The 23,911-nt window shown below is 51.1% G+C and carries 22 protein-coding genes; 15 read left to right on the top strand and 7 right to left on the bottom strand.

What is annotated here, in order from left to right; genetic code table 11:
* The first annotated feature begins 32 nt into the window (after nucleotides 1–32).
* Complete coding sequence (locus M3194_RS26200; protein WP_251657054.1) at nucleotides 33–446, top strand: hypothetical protein; 414 nt, start codon at nucleotides 33–35, stop codon at nucleotides 444–446.
* Nucleotides 447–502: 56 nt separating this feature from the next.
* On the opposite strand, the gene M3194_RS26195 is transcribed toward M3194_RS26200, so the two are convergent.
* Together M3194_RS26195 and M3194_RS26190 are read right to left on the bottom strand one after the other, a co-directional pair.
* Nucleotides 503–2,281: an ABC transporter ATP-binding protein gene (locus M3194_RS26195; protein ID WP_251657053.1), complete on the bottom strand. Its 1,779-nt coding sequence runs from the start codon at nucleotides 2,279–2,281 to the stop codon at nucleotides 503–505.
* On the bottom strand, nucleotides 2,268–4,043 hold the full coding sequence (locus M3194_RS26190) for an ABC transporter ATP-binding protein (protein ID WP_251657052.1): 1,776 nt from the start codon (nucleotides 4,041–4,043) through the stop codon (nucleotides 2,268–2,270). Before M3194_RS26190 ends, M3194_RS26195 begins: the two co-directional genes overlap by 14 nt.
* 251 nt (nucleotides 4,044–4,294) lie before the next feature.
* Here M3194_RS26190 and M3194_RS26185 point away from each other — a divergent pair, with 251 nt between their 5' ends.
* The 10 genes from M3194_RS26185 to M3194_RS26140 all read left to right on the top strand — a co-directional run bounded on the left by M3194_RS26185 (nucleotide 4,295) and on the right by M3194_RS26140 (nucleotide 13,993).
* The gene (locus M3194_RS26185) at nucleotides 4,295–5,083 is read left to right on the top strand and encodes an aminoglycoside adenylyltransferase domain-containing protein (RefSeq protein ID WP_311292102.1); all 789 of its coding nucleotides are present in this window, start codon (nucleotides 4,295–4,297) and stop codon (nucleotides 5,081–5,083) included.
* Between the two features lie 13 nt (nucleotides 5,084–5,096).
* On the top strand, nucleotides 5,097–5,285 hold the full coding sequence (locus M3194_RS26180; RefSeq protein WP_251657051.1) for a hypothetical protein: 189 nt from the start codon (nucleotides 5,097–5,099) through the stop codon (nucleotides 5,283–5,285).
* A gap of 272 nt (nucleotides 5,286–5,557) precedes the next feature.
* Nucleotides 5,558–6,103, top strand: a complete 546-nt coding sequence (locus tag M3194_RS26175) for a histidine phosphatase family protein (RefSeq protein ID WP_251657050.1) — start codon at nucleotides 5,558–5,560, stop codon at nucleotides 6,101–6,103.
* A gap of 77 nt (nucleotides 6,104–6,180) precedes the next feature.
* Nucleotides 6,181–7,296 (top strand): AI-2E family transporter, encoded by a 1,116-nt coding sequence (locus M3194_RS26170; RefSeq protein WP_251657049.1) that lies wholly within the window; start codon nucleotides 6,181–6,183, stop codon nucleotides 7,294–7,296.
* 155 nt (nucleotides 7,297–7,451) lie between these two features.
* Nucleotides 7,452–8,585 carry a GerAB/ArcD/ProY family transporter gene (locus M3194_RS26165; RefSeq protein WP_251657048.1) on the top strand — a complete coding sequence of 378 codons (1,134 nt, stop codon included), beginning with the start codon at nucleotides 7,452–7,454 and terminating at the stop codon, nucleotides 8,583–8,585.
* A complete protein-coding gene (locus M3194_RS26160) occupies nucleotides 8,575–10,167 on the top strand; it encodes a spore germination protein (protein WP_251657047.1) in 1,593 nt (530 codons plus the stop codon). The genes M3194_RS26165 and M3194_RS26160 overlap by 11 nt, the downstream gene beginning before the upstream one ends.
* 4 nt (nucleotides 10,168–10,171) lie before the next feature.
* Nucleotides 10,172–11,281 carry a GerAB/ArcD/ProY family transporter gene (locus M3194_RS26155; RefSeq protein ID WP_251657046.1) on the top strand — a complete coding sequence of 370 codons (1,110 nt, stop codon included), beginning with the start codon at nucleotides 10,172–10,174 and terminating at the stop codon, nucleotides 11,279–11,281.
* On the top strand, nucleotides 11,278–12,510 hold the full coding sequence (locus M3194_RS26150) for a Ger(x)C family spore germination protein (RefSeq protein ID WP_251657045.1): 1,233 nt from the start codon (nucleotides 11,278–11,280) through the stop codon (nucleotides 12,508–12,510). Before M3194_RS26155 ends, M3194_RS26150 begins: the two co-directional genes overlap by 4 nt.
* 3 nt (nucleotides 12,511–12,513) lie before the next feature.
* The gene (locus M3194_RS26145; protein WP_251657044.1) at nucleotides 12,514–12,771 is read left to right on the top strand and encodes a hypothetical protein; all 258 of its coding nucleotides are present in this window, start codon (nucleotides 12,514–12,516) and stop codon (nucleotides 12,769–12,771) included.
* 232 nt (nucleotides 12,772–13,003) lie between these two features.
* On the top strand, nucleotides 13,004–13,993 hold the full coding sequence (locus M3194_RS26140) for a LysM peptidoglycan-binding domain-containing protein (protein WP_251657043.1): 990 nt from the start codon (nucleotides 13,004–13,006) through the stop codon (nucleotides 13,991–13,993).
* A gap of 51 nt (nucleotides 13,994–14,044) precedes the next feature.
* Here the strand turns inward: M3194_RS26140 and M3194_RS26135 are convergent, their stop codons facing one another.
* Entirely contained in the window at nucleotides 14,045–15,259 is a 1,215-nt protein-coding gene (locus M3194_RS26135; RefSeq protein ID WP_251657042.1) for an MFS transporter, read from the bottom strand.
* Nucleotides 15,260–15,374: 115 nt separating this feature from the next.
* On the opposite strand from M3194_RS26135, the gene M3194_RS26130 reads away from it, so the two are divergent.
* The 4 genes from M3194_RS26130 (at nucleotide 15,375) to M3194_RS26115 (ending at nucleotide 17,668) form a co-directional block, all read left to right on the top strand.
* Entirely contained in the window at nucleotides 15,375–16,175 is an 801-nt protein-coding gene (locus tag M3194_RS26130) for an AraC family transcriptional regulator (protein ID WP_251657041.1), read from the top strand.
* Nucleotides 16,176–16,325: 150 nt separating this feature from the next.
* On the top strand, nucleotides 16,326–16,691 hold the full coding sequence (locus M3194_RS26125; RefSeq protein ID WP_251657040.1) for a MerR family transcriptional regulator: 366 nt from the start codon (nucleotides 16,326–16,328) through the stop codon (nucleotides 16,689–16,691).
* 2 nt (nucleotides 16,692–16,693) lie between these two features.
* Nucleotides 16,694–17,011 (top strand): thioredoxin family protein, encoded by a 318-nt coding sequence (locus M3194_RS26120; protein WP_251657039.1) that lies wholly within the window; start codon nucleotides 16,694–16,696, stop codon nucleotides 17,009–17,011.
* 135 nt (nucleotides 17,012–17,146) lie between these two features.
* Nucleotides 17,147–17,668 (top strand): ankyrin repeat domain-containing protein, encoded by a 522-nt coding sequence (locus M3194_RS26115; RefSeq protein WP_251657038.1) that lies wholly within the window; start codon nucleotides 17,147–17,149, stop codon nucleotides 17,666–17,668.
* Between the two features lie 54 nt (nucleotides 17,669–17,722).
* On the opposite strand, the gene M3194_RS26110 is transcribed toward M3194_RS26115, so the two are convergent.
* From M3194_RS26110 to M3194_RS26095, 4 genes are all read right to left on the bottom strand, one after another.
* Nucleotides 17,723–19,288, bottom strand: coding sequence for an ABC transporter substrate-binding protein (locus M3194_RS26110; protein WP_251657037.1), 1,566 nt, complete (start codon nucleotides 19,286–19,288; stop codon nucleotides 17,723–17,725).
* A 144-nt stretch (nucleotides 19,289–19,432) separates the two neighbouring features.
* The gene (locus M3194_RS26105; protein WP_251657036.1) at nucleotides 19,433–20,311 is read right to left on the bottom strand and encodes a carbohydrate ABC transporter permease; all 879 of its coding nucleotides are present in this window, start codon (nucleotides 20,309–20,311) and stop codon (nucleotides 19,433–19,435) included.
* A 19-nt stretch (nucleotides 20,312–20,330) separates the two neighbouring features.
* The gene (locus M3194_RS26100) at nucleotides 20,331–21,329 is read right to left on the bottom strand and encodes an ABC transporter permease subunit (RefSeq protein WP_311292092.1); all 999 of its coding nucleotides are present in this window, start codon (nucleotides 21,327–21,329) and stop codon (nucleotides 20,331–20,333) included.
* Between the two features lie 172 nt (nucleotides 21,330–21,501).
* Nucleotides 21,502–23,832, bottom strand: a complete 2,331-nt coding sequence (locus M3194_RS26095; RefSeq protein ID WP_251657034.1) for a helix-turn-helix domain-containing protein — start codon at nucleotides 23,830–23,832, stop codon at nucleotides 21,502–21,504.
* Nucleotides 23,833–23,911 lie beyond the last annotated feature (79 nt).

Genomic DNA, 23,911 nt, shown 5'->3' with positions numbered 1-23,911 from the left:
CCAATGGATAAATATCGCAGGAGGTTGTTATATTGAGAAGAAGTCGGTCTAGATATAGATTTTTTATCTATTTAGCTTTGTTTATTATTACGGTTGTGGTCATCAATGTCGTGTCCAAGTATGCCGATGTGTCGAATGTAGCCGTCTCAACCGTGAAAACCGAGATGAACGGCAAGCTGAGCTTGAAGATTGGCTCTCTGAAGGGCAGCTATGACGTGGATGATTTCTCCGTTTCGGATGCAGGCCCGATAAGCATTCCCTTTGAGGCGTCAACGGAAGAGGGTACGTTCACCATCAAGGTAAGCAGCAATGACGAGATCGTATGGGAGAAAACCGTTTCGGAGCCGGCAACCGGAGCCATAGCATTTGATGGGGTGAAAGGACATTACGAGATTACGGTCGAGACCGAATCAGCGAAAAAGCTTGTCCTCAAGCTGTCCCGTTAAGGCTTAATAGCAAACAGCAAGGCCCCCGATCATAAAGATCGGGGGCCTTGCTCTTGTTACATCGCTTCCATCTTCTGAGCCGTGTACAGCTTGTAGTACCGGCCGCGCATGGCCATCAGCTCGTCATGCGAGCCGGCTTCGGCGATGCCTTTGTCCGCCACGTACAAGATCCGGTCGCAGTTCTTAACCGTAGACAGACGGTGCGCAATAATAAACGACGTCCGTCCTTTAAGCAATTCGTTCAGGCCCTTCTGAAGCAGGCGCTCGGTCTGCGCATCAATCGACGAGGTAGCCTCGTCGAGAATAAGGATACGCGGATTAGCGAGCAGCGTGCGGGCGAACGAGATCAGCTGGCGTTGACCCTGGGAAAGCTTCGAGCCGCGCTCATTCACTTCAGTCATATAACCCTGCTCGAACTCGCGGATGAAATCATCGGCGCATACCGTCTTGGCAGCGGCAATGATCTCTTCTTCCGTAGCATCCAGCTTGCCGTAACGGATGTTGTCCATAATGGTGCCGGAGAAGATAAAGCTGTCCTGAAGCATGATCCCCATCTGGCTGCGCAGCGACTTAAGCGTCACGTCCGCAATGTCATGTCCGTCGATCAGAATACGGCCATCGGTGACATTGTAAAAGCGCGAGATCAGATTGACGACGGTTGTTTTGCCTGCCCCGGTAGGACCTACGAGAGCGATGCTCTCGCCGGCCTTCACATCGAACTTCAAATTCTGAAGGACGTTGACGCCAGGGTCGTAAGCAAAGGTCACATCGTCAAAGGTAACCCGGCCTTTAATTGCCGGAAGCTGGCGTGCGTTCGGCACGTCGCTTACGGTTACCGGCTCATCCAGTGTTTCGAAGATCCTCTCCAAATAAGCGACAGCGTTGATAAAGCTGTTATACAAGTTGGAAATGTTAAGGATCGGCTGCCAGAAGCGGGCCGCATAGCTGCTCATCGCAAGGATAACGCCGAAGGTGACCTCTGCCGGGCTAAGAGCCAATAAGCCCACGAAATAGATGGACGTCGTCACGAGCGTCGTCAGGTTATCTACCGAGAACGGGACAAGGAAGTTGAAATACATCGCTCTCATCCAGGATTTGCGGTAGTTCACGGACAGTCGGGTGAAGGTGCCTTCGTTATGCTTTTCCCGGGTGAAGATCTGCGTAACGCGAATACCGCTGATGCTCTCCTGCAAATAAGCATTCATGTTGGAGCTCTTATTCGATACCGCCTGCCATGCCCGTCTTTGCTTCGTCTTAATAAGCAGCATGATGCCGATGAAGATCGGCAGACCGCCCAGGATAAGAAGCGACAATCTGGCGTCAACGGCGAACATAAACGCCGCAATGAAGATCAGGTTGAGAATCTCCAGAATCAAGTTGATAATCCCGTTGGACAATACATCGGATACCGAGTTGACGTAGTTGACGACGCGGATCAGAATTTTGCCTTGCGGGCGGTCGTCATAATATTGGAACGGCAGCTCCTGCAAGTGCTTGAACAGATCGGAGCGGATATCGAAGATAATATCCTGCCCGACGCGCGTCATAATGCGGGAGCGGATCGTCGCCAGAATAACGCTGACCACAATGGTGGCGAGCATCAGCATCGACAACCAGACAAGACCGCTTTTATCCTTCGCGGGAATCGTAACGTCAACGACATGCTGCATGATCAGCGGTGCGGAGAGCGCGATGCCCGCTGACAGGGCGCTCAGAACGAAAGCGAGGATCATCGGTTTCTTCTGGCGCTTGATATAGACGAGCGCGCGTTTGAAGTGCTTTATGTTAAAGGGTGACTCCAGATTCTCGTCGATGTCGAATTTATTCCTTGCCATGTGCAGTCACCTCTCTCTCGATGCCTTCGTTCTGCAGCATAAACACGCCGTAATAATAGCCGCGCTTCGCGAGAAGCTCGGCATGGGTGCCTTCTTCGATAACTCGGCCGTTTTCCAGGATGAGAATACGGTCAGCCTGCGACGTTGTGGACACCCGCTGCGCGATGATAATTTTGGTGCAGGAGAATTCCAGCTCCTTCAGACTCCGCTGAATATGTTCTTCCGTTTCGTTGTCGACGGCCGATGTGGTGTCGTCAAGAATAAGAATCGGAGGCTGCACGGCCATCGCGCGGGCCAAAGCAATACGCTGCTTTTGTCCGCCGGACAGACCAACCCCGCGTTCGCCGACGACCGTATCATACCCCTCCGGCATTTTGCGGATAAAGTCATGAGCCGCAGCGAGCGTTGCAAACTTCGTTACTTCTTCCTCCGGCATATCCGGATTGCCATAGGCGATATTGCCGTCAATCGTATCGGAGAAGAGCAGAACGTCCTGCGTGGCTACCCCGATATTGCCGCGAAGCTCATCCAGCTCAAGCTTGCGGACATCCTTGCCGTCCACGAGAACGCGTCCCTTCGTCGCATCATAGAAGCGCGGAATCAGATTGATCAGCGTTGTTTTGCCGGAGCCGGTCGCGCCCATGATGGCAATGGTTTCGCCCGGTGAAACTTTAAAGCTGATATTTTCCAGCACCGTAGCACTGTCGTATTTGAAGCTGACATTGTCGAACTCGATGCTGCCCTTGTAGCGGTGCTTCACAACCGGTTTGTGCTCATTTACGATCTGAGGCTGGGCATAGTACACATCGATGATTTTGCTAAGGCTGGCGAAAAACCGCTGAATATCATTAATAATGATGCCGATGTTGCGCATCGGGTTGGACAGGCCCCAGATCAGCGCGGAGAAGGCGGAAAATTCGCCAAAGGTGATCCTTCCGTTCATGACGAGCAGGCCGCCAGCCAACATGAGAATGACGTTAAAGGCCTGGGACAAGGTCTCCAGATACGGAAAATAATCGAGCCAGACCAACGCGGCTTTCTTATTCGCCGTAGAATAGTTGACGTTCTTCTCGGTAAACTTTTGAACCTCGAATTCCTCGCGGGCAAATGCCTTGACGACACGGTTGCCCGCAATGTTTTCCTGAGTCGTTGTATTCAGCTGCGACAGGCGCTCACGGAGATCGACATACATAGGACGGACGCGTCTGGCGAAGATAAAGGCTACGATAAGGATCGGCGGCGACAGAAGCAGCAGCCATAGCGTAAGCGAGACATCAATGAAGAAGAAGTAGACGACCGCTGCCAGGAAAATCGTGAGCGATTCGATAATCGTCTTGATAATCCACGCCAAGGAGTGGCGAACCATCTCAAGGTCGCCTGTCATCTTGGTCATCAGGTCTCCCGTACGGTTGCGGTCATAGTATTGCATGTCTTGCCCTTGAATTTTGTTGTACAGGTAAATCCTAACGCGGAACAGCATGTTCTGCGATGCGCGTTCGTAGAGCAGGGTTGTGAAATAAGCCAGCCCCGTGCGCAGCAGGGAGAAGCCGATCATGCCAAAGCATAAGCCGATCAGCAGCGACCGTTCATCCGTCAGGTTTTGCACCGCATTATCGCCTGCGATAAAGGTATCGACAATGCGCTGACCGATGTACGGGTTAATAATCGTGAGCGATGAGCCAATGACTGACAGACATAGGGCGATGATATATCGTGCCCGATCACCGTTCAGATTGTGCCAAAGCCACTTGAATTGAAACATGTGTGATCACCGATTTCTGTAGTAGTGTAGATGCTTTATTGGTAAAAAACTATGGAGATTATATCACAAATACTCCAATATCCAACGGGTTTTTATAAGTTTATCTGAATAAAAATAAATGACGAAAGGGCTGTCTTAATCTTGCAGAATGTATGTCTGAATATTGGAGTATGAGGATTGGAGAGTAGACATACAATTTAATTTTGGATAATAATGGAGGTAAGCATGCGTTCCGGGAGGAGGTCGTCTATTTGAAGGGTGGCATGGCGGATATTGATGCCTTTTTGGGAAAAGCGGTGAACGCATTCAAAGCGGTGTTGAAAGAGAATTTAACAGGCATTTATTTGCACGGTTCATTGGCGATGGGCTGTTATAACCCGGAGAGAAGCGATATCGATCTTATCCTTGTCGCAAAGGAGAAGCTCTCAGGAGAGGAAGTGTTGTCGATTACGAGACAAGTCTTGCTCCTCCACGAAGATTCGCCTGGCGGCACAGGGATGGAGCTTAGCATTATTTTGGAGTCCTATGTGTTGGACTTTGTGTATCCCACGCCATTCGAATACCATTACTCGGAGCATCACCGGGAGCGGTATCAAGCAGATCCCGGCTACCTTTGCGGAGGAATCGACGATCCCGATCTTGCCGCTCATCTTACCGTTATTTATCATAGGGGCTTAACGTTATGGGGCGTTCCGGTTCAGGAGCTGTTCCAGCCGATCGAGAGTAGATATTACATACAATCCATTCTTCAAGATGTTAGCGAAGCCGCCGCGGAGATTACCGGATCACCGGTCTATTATGCCTTGAATCTATGCAGGGTCCTGTTCTATTTGCGGGAAGGCGCCGTGTCCTCCAAGAAAGAGGGCGGGGAATGGGGACTGAAAGCTTTGCCGGACAAGTACCATTTCATTATAAGGACCTGCCTGGATGAATACAGCGGGAACGGACTAGGAAATCCACAGAGGTTGGATGATGAGCAATTAGTGGAATTTGCCGAGTACATGCTGGGCGAGATAGATAGAGCTATGAAAAAAGTTTAGGAGGAGAGAAGGCTTGAAAATTGAAATAAAAACACTCCAGGACTTTATTGATATTAAAGCAAAAATGGAAGGTGTTATCGTAATTACAGATAAGCCGACATCTTCGAATAAAACCCATAGATTATCATGTCCTTATCTAGAGGAAAGGCATTTCACTCAGAAAGTTGTCCAGAATAAAAACCTTAATGGACATTATTTTTGAGGTAGTACATTCCAATTGGATACCCATAGAGATGAAGAAAAACGGTGAAATAGAAAAAACTTTTAATAATCTTCAAGAGTGCTATAGATTTTTAAGATCATTGGAGTCAACAGCCGGGTATAGCAATAATGATGTTTATGAGATCATTAACAAGGGAATTGACAACGATATGCCATGGGGAGAATATGAGTTTCAGACTACAGAGGAAGCTCGCGAATTAAGATCTACTCGCAAGACAAGGAAATTCTAGCTGTTTGGCAGGAGGTAACCAAATGAAACATCTCTATATCGTGCGTCATTGCAAAGCGGCCGGGCAGGAGCCGGATGCTCCTCTAACGGAGACAGGCATTCAGCAGGCCGAAGAGCTTGCGGAGTGGTTCTCCAATAAAGAGGTGGATTTCATTCTATCCAGCCCTTTCGACAGGGCTTATCGCACCATCTTTCCATTGGCTAGCAGACTTGGGATAGAGATCACGTTGGATAATAGATTATCTGAAAGAATCTTGTCGAGCGAGAATCATGCGGATTGGCGAGAGAAATTGAGCAAAACCTACGAGGATTTGGATTTATGCTATGAGGGCGGGGAGTCCAGCAACGCAGCAATGAGCCGAGCGGTTAGCGTGGTTGTGGAAGCTCTGAACAGCGGCAAGAAGAATATCGTCATCGTCTCGCACGGCAACCTGATCTCGCTCCTGCTCAAGCATTTTGACAGAAGCATTGGATTTAAGGAATGGGAAGCGATGTCTAATCCCGACGTGTTTCAACTCACTTTTTCGGCAGAGAATAAATCTAGCAAAATCAGCAGGATTAATGGTTAGTCCGATGTTTATTTTTACCCGGTTTGTGTTAATTCTAGTAATAGGTAAAAAATAGAGTTAAAAGGGGACCTGTCCGTATGCCGCAAGGCAAGTGGTTTCGCATTGGTTATGGCATTATCGTTGTCTTATTAATCGCCTACTTGGCGTCCAAGGTTGATTTCGTGTTCGATCCGATCGGCAAGGTGCTAGCCGCGTTATTCGTACCGCTATTGATCTCGGGCATGTTCTATTATTTGTTCCGGCCGTTCGTGAGGCTGCTCTCCATGAAGCTTCCAAAGACGCTCGCCATTCTGCTGGTCTACATCGGCGCGATTGGCGTCTGTTACTTATTCTTCTGGATGATCTGGCCTCCAATCCGGAACCAGTCCGTTAATCTGATTAACAACTTCCCGCAGATCGTCGATTCCGTCCGTACTTGGCTCGAATCCGTGCAGCAGCACGAGTGGCTGCAGGAAATCGGGCAGAAGGACGCGCTTTCCACGCAGAATCTATCGGATAAGCTGACCGGTTCGCTGGATGAATTGCTTAATTCCATCGTTGGCAGCGTGCGCAACATTTTTAATTTGATTATGAACTTCTTCTTCCTGCTGGGTCTCGTTCCGTTCATGATCTATTACTTGCTGAGCGAAGGGGATAAATTCCCGGGCCTCATCCTGCGGATGCTGCCGGATCGTTATCATCTCGAGGCCAAAGGCGCGCTTAAGGAGATTGATGCGTCAATCGGCTCGTTTATCTTGAGCAAAGTGCTTACGTCGCTGCTTATCGGCGTGCTGACCTTTATCGGGTACCTGTTGATTGACATGCCGTATCCGCTGTTGCTTGGCTTGATCGCGGCAATCACGAACTTTATTCCGTACATCGGACCTTTGATCGCCTTCATTCCGACGGCTCTTGTTGCGCTTACCGTCTCGCCGATGACGGTACTTCTGGTCGGAATCGTGCTTGTCGTCTCGAATCAGATCGAAGCGAACCTGATCGGCCCGCGGATCATCGGCAAGCAAATGAACGTTCATCCCTTTACCGTCATGCTGCTCGTCATCGGCGCCAGCTCGATTATCGGGGCGCTCGGAATGGTCATCGTTGTTCCCGTCTACGCGATCATCAAGATTATCGCGACCCGCGTCTATGCTTTCCGCAAGATAAACCGAATTCCGCAGAAGGATCCCCTTGCGGAGGTTACCGAACGCCACTAGATTACACTGTCCAAGATGAAGCCGTCCGCTTGCCGGGCGGCTTTTTATTATTACCGCCAGCCCGTCTCTTTCCTCTTGCTGAATTTTTTTCCATCTCTATGAGCATGATAAGAAAGCCGATTTTGGGCATATCACGTGGGAGGAGGGGATAAGTCATGGTGACTCTGAGGCAGATGGCCATCATGGTCATTCTGTTTTTGATTGGCAGCTCCTCTTTATTCTTGCTTGGCGGCAAGGCGGAGCGGGACGCGTGGATGTCGGTGGCGGTAGGCGTGCTGGCAGGCTTCGTATTAATCAGCTTCGTTACGCTGCAGATCCAGAGGCTTGAGCCTGACCGGAACTTGATTGAGATTTTCAAGCTTTATTTCGGCAAAGTCATTGGATTCGTCTTTGGCTTCATCTATGTCATCTACTTTTGCTACAAATGCACCCGTAACGTTCGGGAGTTCGCAGACCTGTCCATCATGTTCCTGCTGTCGGATACGCCGCTTTCGGTCATTATGCTTATCATTTGCATCATTGGCGGCTATGCCGTCATGGGTGGGCTCGGTGTTTTCTTTCGAATGGCCGAGGTACTGCTGCCGATTCTGCTTCTCATCTACGCAGTAATCTATATGCTGCTCATATTCACCGGGACAATTGATTTGGGAAGGCTGCTCCCTATACTGGAAAAAGGGTTTAAGCCGGTCTGGGATTCCGCCATTCCGGAAATTATTTCATTTCCGTTTGGCGAGATGGTGCTGTTCCTTATGTTCTGGCGGTATATCGACAGAAGCAGCTTCAGTCAGGTCATCAAGGTAACGCTGAACAGCTATTTGCTTGCCGGCGTTTTTATTACGGTCATGAATGTGGTCATTATCGCGAGCCTTGGCTCCTTAGCCGGATGGAGTACCGTACCGCTGCTTCAAGCGACAACCTTTGTGGCGATCGGGGATGTATTTGAGCGGTTTGATCCGCTTGTAGCCTTGCTTTTTTTCACCGCGGTGTATGTGAAGCTGACGGCTTACTATCTTGGCGCATCGCTGGCCTTGGCCTATCTGCTTCGAATTTCGCTGCGTATTGCTGCCATTCCCGTCGGGATCGGCATATTCTTTGGTTCGTTCTGGTTTAAAAGCTACATGCACCAGGTTAACGTCGGATTTGAGCAGAACCTTAAGTATCATTTTCCGATCTTTCAAATCTACATCCCGTTACTGTTATTAATCGTTATGCTTCTCCGGTCAGGAGTACGGTCGAGCAGCAAGCATCAAAGCCAGCCATCTAGCGAGGACAGCAACCATGCCAAATGACAAGAATACAATAAGTTCCGGGAAGCAGAATTCATCTTTATCCGGGAAAGTCAAACAAGCCGAGCAGGTGCTGCTTCCCGATCTGGATGTCAATCTCGAGCGTCTGCATCGCTTCCTTGGCGGCGGCGAGGATATCGCATGCCGCACGCTGCAGCATCGTTCTTTTGACAATACGCGTTACGCGCTTCTATATATTGACGGCATCGTAGAAGGAACGTCGATCAACACGATGCTGCTTAGCCTTCTGGACGATGCCAACAACCAGTATAGCGATTCCGTTAGCGGGGAGACCCCGGATCTTTATCGCCATTTGACCGACAGGTCCATCGCAATCGGCAGGCTCAGCGAAGTGAGCACGATTGAGCAGGCAGGTTATGCCATGCTGGAGGGATGCACCGTCCTCGTGGTGGATGGCTGCCTTCGGGCAATTGTAATGGATACATGCGGGGGCAAAACCCGGGCGGTAGAGGAGCCAAGCAGCCAGACGGTTATTCGGGGGCCCAAGGAGGGCTTTACGGAAAATCTGCGGACCAATACCTCGCTTATACGAAGGATTATCAAGTCGCCCGATTTGCGGTTTGATTACAAAGTGATTGGGCATCAGACGAGGACCAATGTCGCGGTCGTCTACCTGGAGGGAATTGCGGAGCAGGAAATCGTGAAGGAGGTTCACCGCCGATTAGACAAGATTGATATTGACGGGGTGCTCGAAAGCGGTTATATTGAAGAATTTATTCAGGACAGGGCGTTTACGCCATTTCCGCTTCTTCAGAATACCGAGCGTCCGGATACCGCCAGCGCCGCGCTGCTGGAAGGCCAGGTTGTTATTATCGTGTCCGGAACGCCGTTTGCTCTTGTAGCCCCGGTCACCTTTGTGAAGTTCTTTCAATCCAGCGAGGATTACTACCAGCGGTACGATATTGCGACCTTTCTGCGGATAATCCGGATGGCTTCCTTCTTTATATCGATGCTGCTGCCGTCGCTGTACATTGCGATTACTACCTTCCATCAGGAAATGCTGCCGACCTCGCTGCTTATCAGCTTGGCCGCACAGCGTGAGGGCATTCCTTTTCCTGCACTGCTGGAAGCGTTCCTGATGGAGATTACCTTTGAGATTTTGAGGGAAGCAGGCGTACGGATGCCGCGCATTATCGGACCCGCCATCTCGATTGTCGGAGCGCTCGTGCTTGGCCAGGCCGCGGTTCAGGCCGGCATTATTTCCGCAGCCATGGTTATTGTCGTATCCTTTACCGCGATCGCAAGCTTTGTTATTCCAGCCGTCAATATGGGGATTGCCGCCAGGCTTATCCGATTTGTGTTAATGATACTGGCGGGCACGTTTGGTCTCTTTGGCATTATGTCCGGGCTTATGATTCTGCTCGCTCATTTGTGCGGTTTGCGTTCCTTCGGCAAGCCGTATATGATGCCGTTTGCGCCGTTTGTCGCTTCCAATCTGAAGGACGTGCTGCTTCGCGTGCCCTGGTGGGCCATGCGCAAACGTCCGCTTAATATATCGAGTGACAATAATTTAATAAGGGAAGGTACCGGGCAGAAGCCCAAGCCGGATCAGGAAGGAGCCTAAAGCCATGAAGCCAGCTATTTCGACCGCTCAGACAGTCGCATTAATCCAAAGCGCCATTACGCCTACCATGGTATTGGCATTGCCTAGCGTGATGGTCAGCATCGCTCATCACGATGCCTGGATTTCGGGCATCGTAGCGGCAATAGTTGGTCTCGTTATGGCTCTAGGAATAGCGATGATAGGCAGGGCTAATAAGGGGCAGCTTTTTGTTGCCTGGATGGAGAGTCGTTTCGGCAGACCAATTGGCGTGACAGTCGGCATCATGCTGGGCATCTATTACTTCAACGCCTTTTGCGTCATTGTCCGGACGTTCGCTAATTTTGTGTCCGATATCGTTCTTGATGCGACCCCGCTTTTTTTGTTGACGGGCATTATGGTGTTGGTTGCGGCATTTACGGTTATGCAGGGGATTGAGGCTATTGCGCGCTCCGCTTTTATGGTGCTGCTTCTCATTATGGTTATTATTCCGGTATCCGTCTTTATCCTCTACACGGACATCAGTTTCGAGCGGTTAATTCCGGTACTCGATACAAACCTGGTTAGGATAGCCGTCGCTTCGTTTCCTCCCATAGGCTTGCTGTCGGAAGTTTCGGTTCTGCTGTTGATAATTCCCTATATGAAAAAGCCCGCATCCTGCCTGCGCGCGAGCCTGATCGGTACGTTGCTCGGCTCTTCACAGCTGGTGCTTGTTATTTTGCTCGCCTTGACCATCTTTGGGCAGCAGCTGGTTCCGCTGATGTCCTATGCGTTTGTGAACGTCATGGCGATCGTCGAGGTCGGCGAATTTCTGGAGAGAATCGAGGTCTTCACCGTGTCGGTCTGGTTTCTCACGATGTATATCAAATTGGCGGTGTTTCTGTTCGCAACGGTTCATTGTCTATTCCATTCCCTTCGTCTGCATAGCGAGCGTCATACGGTAATCGGCATTAGTATTCTCGCAGTCGCAACGACATCGGGCGAATGGCCTCGCAATATGAATACCGGCATGATGGCGACATTGGTGAATATGCCCGTGCTGCTGATCATGAATATTGCAATGCCCGTTCTCATTGCGATAGGACTCCTGATTACGAGGGGGAAAAGCAAGCAGAAAGGAGGGATGCAGGGGCCATGAGTATACGTATGAAAAGCGTATTAGGCGCTGTCCTCCTAATTTTTTTCGCAATGATCACAACCGGCTGCTGGAACCGAATCGAGCTCAACGAGGTGGCCATTACCTCCGCTACCGGTGTCGACTGGGACGGAGAGAATTGGATTGTATCCTACCAGGTCTTAATACCCGCCGCGATCTCTTCGGTAATGGGAGGATCGGGAGGCGGAGGGCCGAAGTCGCCCATCATTGTATACTCCACGAAGGGCAGGACCATCCGCGATGCCATCATGCACAGCTATTCCGAAAGTCCGCGCAAGCTGTTTTTCGCGCATAACCGGGTAGTCGTGATTGGGGAAAAAGCTCTGCAGCGCGGAGTAAATGAGCTGATTGACGTTTACTTCCGCAATTCGAGCACGAGGGAGACCGTAAGCGTGCTCGCAACTCCCGGCACTGCAAGGCGGATTTTGGAGCAGTTCATGCAGCTGCAGGCCATTTCGGGCGCAGGGATGAAGGAAATTATTTTATCCGAGATGAAGAACACGTCCATTCTGCCGAATATTCCCGTCTATCAGCTGGCCATGGAAGTGACGGGAGACGCGAAGAGCGCGGTAGTCCCCGAAATATTTGTGTCCGGGAAGGAGGATACCTCTTCTCTGGAGTCATTTGGCACTACCTCCATTCCGTCCAAGCTGAAGCTCGGGCGTCTAGCCGTGCTAAAGGGCGACAAGATGATCGGCTGGATGAACCGGAAGGAATCGCTTGGCGCCGCCTATCTGAGGGATAGCGTGCAGCAATCCTACATTGTTGTTCCTTGCGAGGACGATAAAGGGAATACGGGGTTTAATACCATTCATATTTTGAAATCCTCCACCAAGGTCATCCCGAAGCTGAAGGGGAAGCAGCTTGCCTTCACGGCGGATGTCCAGGTTACCGGAACCTTAATGGAATCCAACTGCGCGCAGGATTTATACAAGCCGGGCGTTATTCAGTCTCTTGAGCAGGGAGGGCAACAGCAGGTCGGTATCTTGCTGCAGGAAGCATGGGCAAAAGGGCAGCAGATGAATACGGATATATTCGGAGCAGCGGAGAAGACGCATCGCAAATTCCCGAAGCAGTGGAAAGAATGGAGCAAGAATTGGGAAGAAGTATTCAAGGAAGCGCCGCTTGAGACGAAGGTTAAATTCCGAATGGCCCGGATGGGGCTAAGCAACAAATCATTCCGATACCTAATGGATAAGAAGGAGAAATAGTCCATGCCATACATTGCTCTCCTTATCCTGCTTTCGTATGTCGCGCTGCTCATCGTTGGCGGCAAACCGCTATTCCGCAAAAAATGGTACAAGGATTTAATCCTGTATGTCGCGCTTTTGACCTGGAGCGCTTTTATAGCGGTAGGATGGGTTCTCGAATGGCCTGCTGCGGCTGTGGGGACAACGGTGGCTATAATTAATATGGGCGTGGAGCCCATAAGGCTAATGATGGAGGGGATGATCGGCTGGGGCATGGAGTAAAAGGATAGGGCTTTGATCCTTGTGTAGGATAGGTACATCGGTTATGGATAGTTCTGGAGAAACCCGCGAAAGCGGGTTTCTTTTTTATGCTTCTCCTACGAATGCATCAATTGTTGGAGTGAGCTGCGGAGCAAGAAGGAATCCTGACGAAACTTAGCGAAACAGATGACCGCTATTATTCCTACAGAAGGTGTGATCATCGTTGAGCAGGCAGTCGAAGTGGGTCCTTTGTATGATTATGATTATGATGGTAGTGGTGAGTTATCCCGGAAGTTTGGGCGCTGCGGCGGACAAAACTCCCGGAATGACCGTTTCGTACACCATCCAACCGGGGGATACGTTGTTTGGCATCTCGAAGAAGTATTATTTGACGGGCAGGTTTGAGCAGGTGGCGAAAGCGAATGGCTTGAATCCGCAAGCAGGCTTGAAAGCCGGGACGGTGATCAAGCTGAAAAATCCGCTGGTCCTGGATTACTACGAGGTACGGCAAGGAGATACCCTGTTTGCCATTACCAAGCATTATTTCAACCGCGGTAACTATATGGATGCCCTCATGACTTACAATGGCATATCGGATCCCGATACTCCATTAAAGATCGGCATGACCCTTCGCGTACCGCTCCCTTCAGGTGAAGGAAGACATCATGTCGTCAAGGGGGATACCTTGTACAGCCTGTCCGTCCGGTATTTCAAACCACAGGACTATCAGAAGGCGCTTGCTCAGACGAACGGGATTAATACCGCTTCGGGTCGGATTCAAGCGGGTCAAGAGCTGCAAATTCCTAACCCTTATTACATGGCTCGATCGGAGAGCACAGCCTCGGCAGCTGCGCCTGCCAAGCTCTCCATTGATATTGATATTACGCGCAACAAGCTGTACGTGAAAGCCGGCGGAGCAATCAAGAAAACATTTGATATTGCCAGCGGGAGAAAAGCAGGCTTAACGCCGACCGGAAGCTTCGAGATTATGACGAAGATCGAGAATCCCTGGTACTCCGCCAAAGGAATTCCGGGCGGCGATCCGAAAAATCCGCTTGGCAGCCGCTGGCTTGGATTAAGCGTCCCGAATACGCAAGGGACGAAATACGGCATTCACGGCACTAACGCTCCTGCGTCAATCGGAACAAATGCCAGCGCCGGATGCATCCGGATGTTGAATGAGGATGTAGAGTGGCTCTACGATGCGGTGCCAAATGGAACAAAGGTGAGGATTCATACTTAATAGGAATCAAGAGGAAAGGCCTCTCTTCTGCAGAGAGGCCTTTCCTTTCTATTAGGAACGCATAAGCCTGGAATCTTTCGGCAGCAGGAGCGCGCATAAGCCAAGCAGCGGGAGGAAGGAGCAGAGCTCGATTGTAAAAGCGACCTCCTTCACGTCCGTCAGCCAGCCGAGCAGAACGGAGCCTAGTCCGCCCATGCCAAACGCGAGTCCGAAGAAGAGGCCGGATACCGTGCCGATATGCCGGGGCAGAAGCTCCTGCGCATAGACGATGATAACGGAGAAGCCCGACATGAGGATGAGGCCGATCGCGCAACACAGGACGAGGGCGACGCCCGGGCTTGCGTAAGGAAGCAGCAGCGAGAACGGCGCTGTGCCGGCGATGGAGATCCAGATCATGGTCTTGCGGCCAAACTTATCGGCGAGCGGTCCGCCAAGCAGCGTGCCCACCATGCCAGCGAATTGCAAAGCAAACAGGCAAATTTGAGCGCGGGAGAAAGACAGGCCGTAATGGTCAATGAAATAGAACGAATAATAACCGGTCATGCCCGCAATGTAGACAAACTTGGAGAACAACAAAATGATTAACACGGTTATCGTACCCGCTACAAACAACTTGGAATGCGGTGTTTCCTGATCAAGCAGGCGGTTTGCGGTCTTTTTGATCAATGCGGCAGCGGCCAGTTGACCGGCATACCAGCGGCTGATGACAAGCTGAATAAAGATGCCAGCCACGGCAAAACTCGTAAACCACAGGAAGCCCTGCTGGCCATGCGGCATTAACAGAAAAGCAACAAGCAGCGGAGCTAGCGCCTGGCCGGTATTGCCGCCTACCTGGAAGACCGATTGGGCCATCCCTTTGCCGCTGGAGGCAGCCATCCGGGCTACCCTGGAGGACTCCGGATGCAGGACGGACGAGCCTACCCCAATCAAGGTTGCCGAGACCAGCAGCATCCAGAAGCTGTCGGCATAAGCGAAGCCAATTACGCCGGCCAGCGAGAACAGCATGCCGAGCGGGAGCAGGAATGGCATCGGCCTGCGGTCGGATACGTATCCGATAAACGGCTGGAGCAGGGACGCGGTTATGTTGAGCATAAAGGCGACCCAGCCGATTTTGGTGAAGCTCAGATGCATGGTAGATTGAAAGAGCGGAAAAGCAGACGGCACGACGGTCTGCATCGCGTCATTCAGCAAATGAGCGAAGCTGACGCCAAACAGCATCCAGATGGCCGGGTTGCGCTGTGCGTGTAAAGCGGCGGTTTGATTCATGGAGCGGATCCCCCTTTTCATTTTTTTCAGTATAGCGGGGAAAGCAGAATATGGTCGTTGCGAAAAGTGCTGCAAATGGAGCAACTTTTGCTATAATGGTGGCAGGTGAAGAGACATGGAGATGAAGGTAGAGACGGATTGGATCGAGTTATGGCAAGGGAGCCATGGCTTCAAGAACGTTCCCCATAGGCACGAGGACTGGATGCAGGTTACCCTGCCGATCAAGGGCACGGTTCACTTTACGCAGGAAGAGCGGAGCTATGGACTGAAGCAAGGCAACGGCCTGCTTCAGCCGCCAGGGACGGAGCATCATTTTTACCTGGGCGAGCAATCCTCCGTTATTATCGTGAAAATACGTGAGCGCGGGGCCGGGGGCATGGAGTCCATCGGGCCGCAATTTGCGGCGGGAGAAGGGCAGGATATCCGGCAGGAGTTTCACACCGGAGATATGATAGGCCGTTTCCGCCAATGGATGATGGCGCTTATTGAGGGGCAGGCTTTGGCCGATCCGCTTGCGGTGCAGGAGGTCGAGCAGGATGTTGTCGCTTATCTGGGCGGCATGCTTAAGCTTGGCAAGAAGGAGCCGCTGCCGCCCGGCATTAGCGATCCTCATATTTTGCGGGCATTAACTTATCTCCATGATTGTTATGAAAATATGATTAATATCGATGAGCTTGCCGGGATCGCGCTTCAAAGCCGGTATCATTTCATCCGTTCCTTCCGCGAAGCGACCGGTACAACGCCCTATCAATATTTGCTGAGGCTGCGTATTTCGGAGGCCATGAATAGATTGCGCCGCTCGGATGCAACGATTGGACAGATCAGCGTGGATTTGGGATTCTCGAGCACGAGTCAATTCCACCGGGCTTTTCTGAAAATGACCGGCGTAACGCCGCAGGTTTACCGGCAGCAATAAACAGGATTAACCCTTCCGGGCACGGAAGGGTTTTTGCATAATGAAACGCGCTCCCGCGCCTAAGGGCGGCGAAGCCGTTTCTCCTTGACCTTCACATTAATGTGAGGGTATATAATCGATTCGAATCGACGATGCGGGAGGCGTGTAGGAATGAAAATCGGAGAGCTTGCGGCGCGTACCGGGGCCAGTCTGCGGTCGCTTCGTTATTATGAGGAGCAGGGACTGCTTACTCCCATTCGGCTGGACAACGGCTACAGGGAATATTCGGCGCTTGCTGAAGAGCAGGTGCGGACCATTCAGCTGTACCTCCAGCTTGGATTATCGACGGAGCAAATTGCCGGTTTTCTGCATTGCGTCCTGAAGAACAAAGAGGCTTTCTGCAAGGAGGTGCTCCCGATCTACCGGCAGAAGCTGGAGGAGATCGAGTCGCAGATCCATCTGCTGAGCGGCATCAAGCGGAATCTCGAGGACCGCATTCAGTCGATTCTGGAGGAACAGAAGGAAACGGAGGAATAAAGATGAGCGTGAGGAAAGTAGACGGCCAATCCTTTCATGAAGCTGTTCGCGGTAACGGAGCTGCTTTGGTCGAATTCGGGGCAAAATGGTGCCCGCCATGCAAGGTGCTGCTGCCCATTCTGGATGAGCTGCAGCGGGAGGAAGGCGAGCGTGTCTCCATCCTTCAGGTCGATTGTGACGAATCGCCGGAGATTGCCTCCGAGTTTGGCGTGATGTCAATGCCAACCGTCATTGTCTTCCATAACGGCGAGCCGGTGGACAAATATATCGGTCTGCGTCCAAAGGATGTATACCAGCAGGCAATTGCGAGGTACGCGTAAAGAATATCATGGCAGTCACGGGATGGGTCCGTCCGTGGCTGCCATTATTTTTCGGATTTATTTGGAGGCAGGAAACGGAATGTCTTTGGGAGAAAACAACTATGCTCAATATCTTCCAATTGGAGGTTAGATAGAATGGAGTTACAGCCCTACATAAACGATCTGTTTCAAGCTGCGCAGAACGGCGATGCTGCTCGGGTGAAAGAGATAGTCACGGCCCATCCTCGGCTTGCCAATACCGAAAATCAAGACGGGCTTACGCCGCTTGGCTATGCAGCGCATTTTGGCCATCCTGAAGTGGTGCGGGCGTTACTTGCGCTTGGCGCGGATGTGAATGCTCTCTCGCATTCAAGCATCTCCTTTATCCCTTCGAACACGGCGTTGCATGCGGCCATTGCGGGGGAGCGGAGCCTTGAAGTTATTAAGCTTCTTCTCGCGCATGGAGCGGATACGACAATACTGGACAGCAATGGCCATACTTGCCTGCACGCGGCCGCTTTCCATGATGACAATCTGGAGATGATTAGACTCTTAATGGAGCATGGGGCGGACGTTAGGGCCGCAGCGGAAGGCGGGGAAACGGCGTTATCCCTTGCCATCCAGCAAGGGAACGAGAACGTCGCGAGCCTTCTTCGGGAGTACGGAGCTTCAGTCTAAGAGGTTAAAAAGGGCAGTTGCTTAAGCCATCGGCCTAAGCAACTGCCTCTTCTATTATTTCAAGCCTTTCTGCGCAAGGAAGGCTTCCCACTGCTTCGCTACTTCGGTATCAACCTTCTCCATACCGGAAGCCTTCAGCTTCGAAACGTATTCCGGCAGGACTTTGTTTGGATCAACGGCGCCGGTCTCGAGCGCGGTTTCGTATTCATTTTTCACCGCGTTGATGTTGGCGACCTCTGATTTGAAACTCTCCTCGTTGACAGTAAAGCCGCTGCTTGCAAGAACGACAGCGTTGTCGTTCAGCTCGATCGTTTTTTGCCAGGTATCGGCTGCCTGACCAGGTTTCAAGTAAGCATTAAACTGGTTGCCGAATACCCAGTCGCCGTTAGGCGCATAACCGGAGCCTTCGATTGGCTTGATATTGAGATCGTCAACCTTCTCGTAATGCTTGCCTTCGATTCCGTTGCAAATCAGATTGTACAAGTATTTATCCGTGTTCAGTAGGTTGATGAACATGAGAGCGCGTTCAGGGTTTTTCGAGTTTTTGTTGATGACATGCATCGCGCTCGCGATACCCGTGAAATAGCTCTCGGAGATTGGTGCGTACACCACGTCATTGCCGCCGTTGATCGCTTTCTCGCCAATCTCGCCGCCCGGCTTCGAAGTGAACTCGATCGATACGGCAACGTTTCCTTTCGCTTTCAGATCGTTAATGTTCTGAAGGACAGGCGCGTCTTGATTGATGTAGCCCTTCTCATACCATTCATGCAGCTTCTGGTAGTAAGGGAGACGGTCATTGGCGGTATTCAGGAAAGTCGAAAGCGTGTAAGCCGGATCATCCTTTTTGTAGTAGACAGGCGAGCCGTCCGTGCCTGCAACCGTGGAATCGATATACATGCCTCTGGAGTTTTGCGCCAGACCAAGCGGAACAACATCCGGTTCGTTTTCTTTCAACGTCTTCAGGAATAGCTCGATATCGCTGTAGCTATGGATCGTCGAGACATCCAGGCTGTATTTGTCAATGAAGCGCTTCTGGATAATTAAGCTCTTCTGCTTGGCAGCGACCTGATAGATCGGGAAGCCGTAAACCTTGCCGTCTGCGGCAAGCATATCCGGCCAGAATTTATCCGGAATGTTCGCCCGTGCTTCAGGCGCATACTTGGCGAGCATGTCATCGGTAATTTCAAGATAAGCGCCGCGGTCGATATAAGGCTGATAGTTGCCGAGCCAGCCCTTGGAGCTCCAGGCAATATCGAAGTTCTCGTTAGCGGCGAGCATCGCATTCAGCTTAGGCTCGTATTCGTCGAAGGTAAGAGGCTTTAGCTCAACGGTTGCATTGATTTTTTCCTGCAGATATTTATTGATCTCTTCATTGACGAGCTTCTGATCCGGACCGGGATCGGCTGCAACCGGATAGAGGAAGGTCAGCTTAACGGGATCCAGCGCGGGTTCCGTTGATTCGGCAGGCGTATCGCTTGCAGCGGTGCTAGGCTCTGTGGTAGGAGCCGGAGTTGGATTGTTATTACCGTTATTATTGCTGGAACAGGCTGCGAGAATAACGAATACTAAGGCGACAGACAGCAGCTTGGCGATCAATCTGTTCTTTTTGTTGTTCACCATGAACTGAACCCTCCAATTATTGTTCCTGATTTAGTATTACTACACTTCGTGAAGCACTCCTGCTTAAGCTGTGTAAAAGGGTGCGGATCACCTCCTGAAAAGAATTCGATTCTTTCGAAAGCACTAGCCTAGAATTGCTGTACATTAGCCCTTGAGGGAGCCAACCGTTAACCCTTTTACGAAATACTTCTGGAAGAAAGGGAAGATGACAAGCATCGGCCCGCTGGCGATGATAGCCATGGCCATCCGGACGGTCAGCGTCGGGAACTTCGCGAATTTGAGCTTGTCGGCTGCTTCGGCCATCGGCGAGTTAGCGAGAAACTCTGCCTGCGACAAGATCCGGACCAGCAGCAGCTGGAGAGGAACGAATTTGTCGTTGTCGATGAAGAGCAGGGCGTTGAACCATTCATTCCAATACCCGAAGGCGATAAACAAGCCAAGAGTCGCCAGGGCAGGCGTGGAGAGCGGCAATATAATGACGAAGAAAATCCGGTACTCTTTTGCCCCGTCTACCTTTGCGGACTCGATGATCTCCCTCGATATCTTGTCGAGGAAGCCCTTCATAATCATGATGTTAAACGGACTCATGATGGCGGGAATAATAAGGGCGGCCAGCGTGTTTTTCAGATGCAGATATTGCGTCATCAGAATGTAGAACGGAATCAATCCGCCGTTAAACAGCATCGTAAAGAATACATAGAAGGTAAGCGGCCGCTGGTAGCGGAAATCGCTGCGTGAAATCGGATAAGCCATCAATGCGGTCATAAACAGCGATAACACGGTGCCAATGACGGTAATGGCAATCGTAACCCCGTAACCTCTAAGCAGAGGCTCCGGCTTCTCGAACACAATCCGGTAAGCCTCGAGGCTCCATTCCTTGGGCAGGAATTGATAGCCGAACTGATGCAGGCTGTCCTCGGAACTAAGCGAGATGGAGATGACGAGAACAAAGGGCATGGCAATAAGCAGACAAACGATAATGAAATACAGATTGATAAAAGTATCAGCAACTTTGATTTTCATGGTTAGGCGGCCTCCTCGGTCAGAAAAGCGCATTGTCTTTGTCAATGCGGCGGACAATCAGGTTAGCGGTTACGACGGTCACGAGTCCAACGACGGATTGCAGGAACCCGACGGCAGCGGCGGAGTTAATATCCCCGAGCTTCGTTAAGGCGCGGTACACATAGGTGTCGATAATGTCCGTTGTCGGAAAGTTAGGTCCCACATTATTCGGAACGAAGTAATGCAGCCCGAAATCCCCTCTGAATATATTGCCGAGACCCAAGATAAACAAAATGATGACGAGCGGCTTGAGGAGCGGCAGCGTAATCCGGGTCATCATCTGCACGCGGGAGGCTCCGTCTAGCCGGGCAGCTTCATAATAATCGGTGCTGATTCCCGTAATGCCGGCGAAGTAGACGAGGGTTGAGAACCCGACTCCTTTCCATAGGGCGACAAGCGGCAGGATAAAGATCCACGGTGTCGTCTCCAGATACCAGTTATGCGTCTTCAGGCCAAAGAAGGTAAAGATGGTGTTCAGGTATCCGTTCTCGAAATCCAGAAAGGCGTTGCCGATATAACCGACCAGTACCATGGAGATGAAATAAGGCAGGAACAAGGTCGTCTGGTATACCTTGATCAGCTTGCTCGTCAGCTCATTTAGCAGCAGGGCAAGCAGGAGGGATATCGCCATCGTGAGAAGAATGTACGAAAAGTTGTACAGCAGGGTATTGCGGATAATGCGGAAGGCATCCTGCGCTTTAAATAGAAACTCGAAGTTGGCAAGGCCTACCCATTTGCTGCCGAATATCCCCTGATCATACCGGAAGTATTTGAAGGCCAGGATCAGCCCGACCATAGGCAAATAGGCAATGACCAGTTTGAATAGGACGCCGGGGAGGGCAAGCAGGATAAGCTCGCGGTTTCGCCGAATATGCCACAGCTCTTTGGCAAGCCAGCTTTTGCGTTTGACAGGCGCAGGTGCTGCCGGCTGTTCAGGGCTGCTGGAAAGTCCGGCAGGCGGAATGTTGGACAAGTGCATCTCCTCCAAATTTGTGATGAGTCCAGCATGCCATGACCCGGATCGTGCAGGATAGAGTTCAATCCTTGAATAACTGTAGAAGCGGGGTGTACTTATTGCGAATTACTATTTAATACCGTTTGAGGCAGTAAAAAGCCGCCTGCTTCCTTGTAAGGAAACAGGCGGCTTAGCTTCAGGAGATCGATCTCTTAATGCGGAATTCCTTCGGCGTACTGCCGAACTTGCTTTTGAATAAGCGGAAAAAGTAGCTTTGGTTGCCATAACCGACCTTCTCCATGATTTCGGCAATCGTGCTGTCCTCTTTGAGCAGCAGCTCCTGTGCCCGGCGCAGGCGGACATCGTTGAGATATTCGGTAATCGTAATTCCGCAGCTGTCCTTGAACAGCTTGCCGACATAGGCGGAGCTTAGCTTGACGGTCGAGGCAATGGACTGCTGGCTTAGATTGTAGTCGCCGTATTTTTGCCAGATTAATTCCTTCACCGTCTCTATGATCATCTCATTGCGTTCCATGCTGGAAGGCTTTGCTTCATCGCAGATGGCGGTGCAGAGGGACAGGAAGGCCATATGCAGCTCATCCAGCGTATAGTGATCCTGCGGCAAGAGGGGAATGCGCTCAATATCGACGGACAGATGGGTAATCCGGTTGCTCGTGATATCCGCCGCGGCGTTCTTGATGACCCACGCCATGTCGGCGATGGCTCTCCTCATATCCTCCAGCTGCAGCTTTGCCAGTAAGGTGAAAGCCCGCTCAAGCTCGCTGCCGGCATCGGTCAGCTTTCCTTTCTTAATGGCCTCCGACAGCTTCTTCTCTACATCCTCCGGCAGCGACTTTTGTTTGTTCTCGAGATTTGTACGTATATCCTGTATTTCTATAATGGCTTTGTAACCCATCAGAATACTGTACTGGCTAAGCTGATAGGACTGATAATAGCTTGCGGACAGCTGGGTCAGCTGGGCTGCGGCTTCGCCGATTCCGCATGAGAGGGAGAGATGGTAGTAACGTTCCAGAACCTGCTGGACATCGGCAATAGATGGTTTGACAGCGGTCGGATCGAGCGGTTCTTCCTTACCGGATAAGATCAAGGTGAAGTGATCCTCCTGCATGTCAATCATCTCGCAGCAGAATGCCCGCGACAGCACTTCCCTCGTGATATTGATTACGGCAAAGCTGTGGAGCTTCTTCATCGCCGTTGAGGTACGGCGGTCATATTCATCGTACCGGTCGATCCGAAGCGTGCATACCGTAAATGGTCCTTGCGGAGCAAGCTGCAGCTCATGCTTCGTAATCAGCTGCCGCATATCCAGCTCCGAGAGGCTCCGGTAATCGGTCAGGAACTTGCGGATATAATATTTGCGCACGATCTGCTCCGAGCTGATCTCTTGCAGTTGTCCGGAGAGCTGCTCGTAGAAATCGCCCATGGCATCCAGTTCATTGCGCTTGCTTGAATCGGGAGCAGCGGTTCGCATATGCGGCAGAATCCGCTTCAGCATCGTTTCGATAGGACCGTAAAGCTTATAGCTCAGCCAGATGGAAATTCCGATAGAAAGAAGGATAAACGCGCCGGTGAGCGCAAAATTCCTTGTCCGCATATCCGAGACCGCTTGCATGATCTCCTTGTAAGGCTGAATGTACAGAATGGTCCAATCCCCGATCCCATGCAAGTACGTAATCATAACCTTCTGCCCGCCGGAATTGCCGATCACAAAGCCGGAGTCGCTTTGCTGTACGGATGATGCCGTATGATCCGGATCTACCAGCTGTCCAATGGCCTCCTGATCCAAAGGAAGAGACTCGCTCGAATGCCCGCTGTCGAACAACTGCCCGCCGGAGGTTCGGATTAGAATTTCGCCGCTGTTCCCGCTGCTTACGCCGTTAAGCTTGCTCAGGCTGTCGAATACCCAGTCCGGTTTAATGAACAAGATGACGGCTGATTGCTCGGAGGTGAACGGGCCGTATGCATCCGTTACGATAAAAGCAAAGGCATCGATGCCGTTAGAATGATTGAAGCTGAACGGAATCAGTCTGGAGGTAGGCAAGGAGCCTCCAGAGGTATGCAGCAGCCACTCTAGGATACTGTTTTTCGTCGTGCCGCCGTCCACCAGAAAATCACTGGAGGAACCGTAAAGCTCTCTCGTCGAGGCGTTATATACCGCCATTGAATGAAGGAAGGAGGAGCTTTCCAGCATGTTGTACATTTGCTGATAACCGCGGATATATTCCATCTTGGGCAGATTGTTGCTGAACATCAGCGGAATCAGGGCATTATCGCGATACGCGAAGGTAGATAGGTGTACGATAATTTCATTCATATAGGAGAGGTTGTATTGGGTCTGGGTCAGAACCTTCAAGTTCGCGTCCTCTTGGACATGCTTGACCGACCTCTCGAGCAGATAGGTATTGGCTGCGGACAGACCGGTCAAGATCAGGGCCATCGTCAGCATAATAGAAAATAACACGCGCTTGAAATATTTCTTGGAGGTAAAGTAGCCGTATGCTTTCATGAGTATCTGCCCCTTTATCCAGCATGTAGTCTCTATATGTATAGTTGTAAACGTTACCAAAAAGTTACGCAAGGGTTAT

The sequence above is a fragment of the Paenibacillus glycanilyticus genome, from assembly GCF_023715145.1.
In the GTDB taxonomy this organism is placed as follows: domain Bacteria; phylum Bacillota; class Bacilli; order Paenibacillales; family Paenibacillaceae; genus Pristimantibacillus; species Pristimantibacillus glycanilyticus_A.
Note: the sequence above shows the minus strand (reverse complement) of the source record. Positions and strands in the feature narration are given on the sequence as shown.

Excerpts from the sequence above, each read along its gene's own strand:
- M3194_RS26165 (WP_251657048.1), top strand. The coding sequence starts at position 7,452 with ATGGTGACTCTGAGGCAGATGGCCATCATGGTCATTCTGTTTTTGATT.
- M3194_RS26120 (WP_251657039.1), top strand. The coding sequence starts at position 16,694 with ATGAGCGTGAGGAAAGTAGACGGCCAATCCTTTCATGAAGCTGTTCGC.
- M3194_RS26105 (WP_251657036.1), bottom strand. The coding sequence starts at position 20,311 with ATGAAAATCAAAGTTGCTGATACTTTTATCAATCTGTATTTCATTATC.
- M3194_RS26140 (WP_251657043.1), top strand. The coding sequence starts at position 13,004 with ATGATTATGATTATGATGGTAGTGGTGAGTTATCCCGGAAGTTTGGGC.
- M3194_RS26145 (WP_251657044.1), top strand. The coding sequence starts at position 12,514 with ATGCCATACATTGCTCTCCTTATCCTGCTTTCGTATGTCGCGCTGCTC.
- M3194_RS26130 (WP_251657041.1), top strand. The coding sequence starts at position 15,375 with ATGGAGATGAAGGTAGAGACGGATTGGATCGAGTTATGGCAAGGGAGC.
- M3194_RS26170 (WP_251657049.1), top strand. The coding sequence starts at position 6,181 with ATGCCGCAAGGCAAGTGGTTTCGCATTGGTTATGGCATTATCGTTGTC.
- M3194_RS26095 (WP_251657034.1), bottom strand. The coding sequence starts at position 23,832 with ATGAAAGCATACGGCTACTTTACCTCCAAGAAATATTTCAAGCGCGTG.
- M3194_RS26160 (WP_251657047.1), top strand. The coding sequence starts at position 8,575 with ATGCCAAATGACAAGAATACAATAAGTTCCGGGAAGCAGAATTCATCT.
- M3194_RS26150 (WP_251657045.1), top strand. The coding sequence starts at position 11,278 with ATGAGTATACGTATGAAAAGCGTATTAGGCGCTGTCCTCCTAATTTTT.
- M3194_RS26115 (WP_251657038.1), top strand. The coding sequence starts at position 17,147 with ATGGAGTTACAGCCCTACATAAACGATCTGTTTCAAGCTGCGCAGAAC.
- M3194_RS26190 (WP_251657052.1), bottom strand. The coding sequence starts at position 4,043 with ATGTTTCAATTCAAGTGGCTTTGGCACAATCTGAACGGTGATCGGGCA.
- M3194_RS26110 (WP_251657037.1), bottom strand. The coding sequence starts at position 19,288 with ATGGTGAACAACAAAAAGAACAGATTGATCGCCAAGCTGCTGTCTGTC.
- M3194_RS26155 (WP_251657046.1), top strand. The coding sequence starts at position 10,172 with ATGAAGCCAGCTATTTCGACCGCTCAGACAGTCGCATTAATCCAAAGC.
- M3194_RS26175 (WP_251657050.1), top strand. The coding sequence starts at position 5,558 with ATGAAACATCTCTATATCGTGCGTCATTGCAAAGCGGCCGGGCAGGAG.
- M3194_RS26100 (WP_311292092.1), bottom strand. The coding sequence starts at position 21,329 with ATGCACTTGTCCAACATTCCGCCTGCCGGACTTTCCAGCAGCCCTGAA.
- M3194_RS26195 (WP_251657053.1), bottom strand. The coding sequence starts at position 2,281 with ATGGCAAGGAATAAATTCGACATCGACGAGAATCTGGAGTCACCCTTT.
- M3194_RS26135 (WP_251657042.1), bottom strand. The coding sequence starts at position 15,259 with ATGAATCAAACCGCCGCTTTACACGCACAGCGCAACCCGGCCATCTGG.
- M3194_RS26125 (WP_251657040.1), top strand. The coding sequence starts at position 16,326 with ATGAAAATCGGAGAGCTTGCGGCGCGTACCGGGGCCAGTCTGCGGTCG.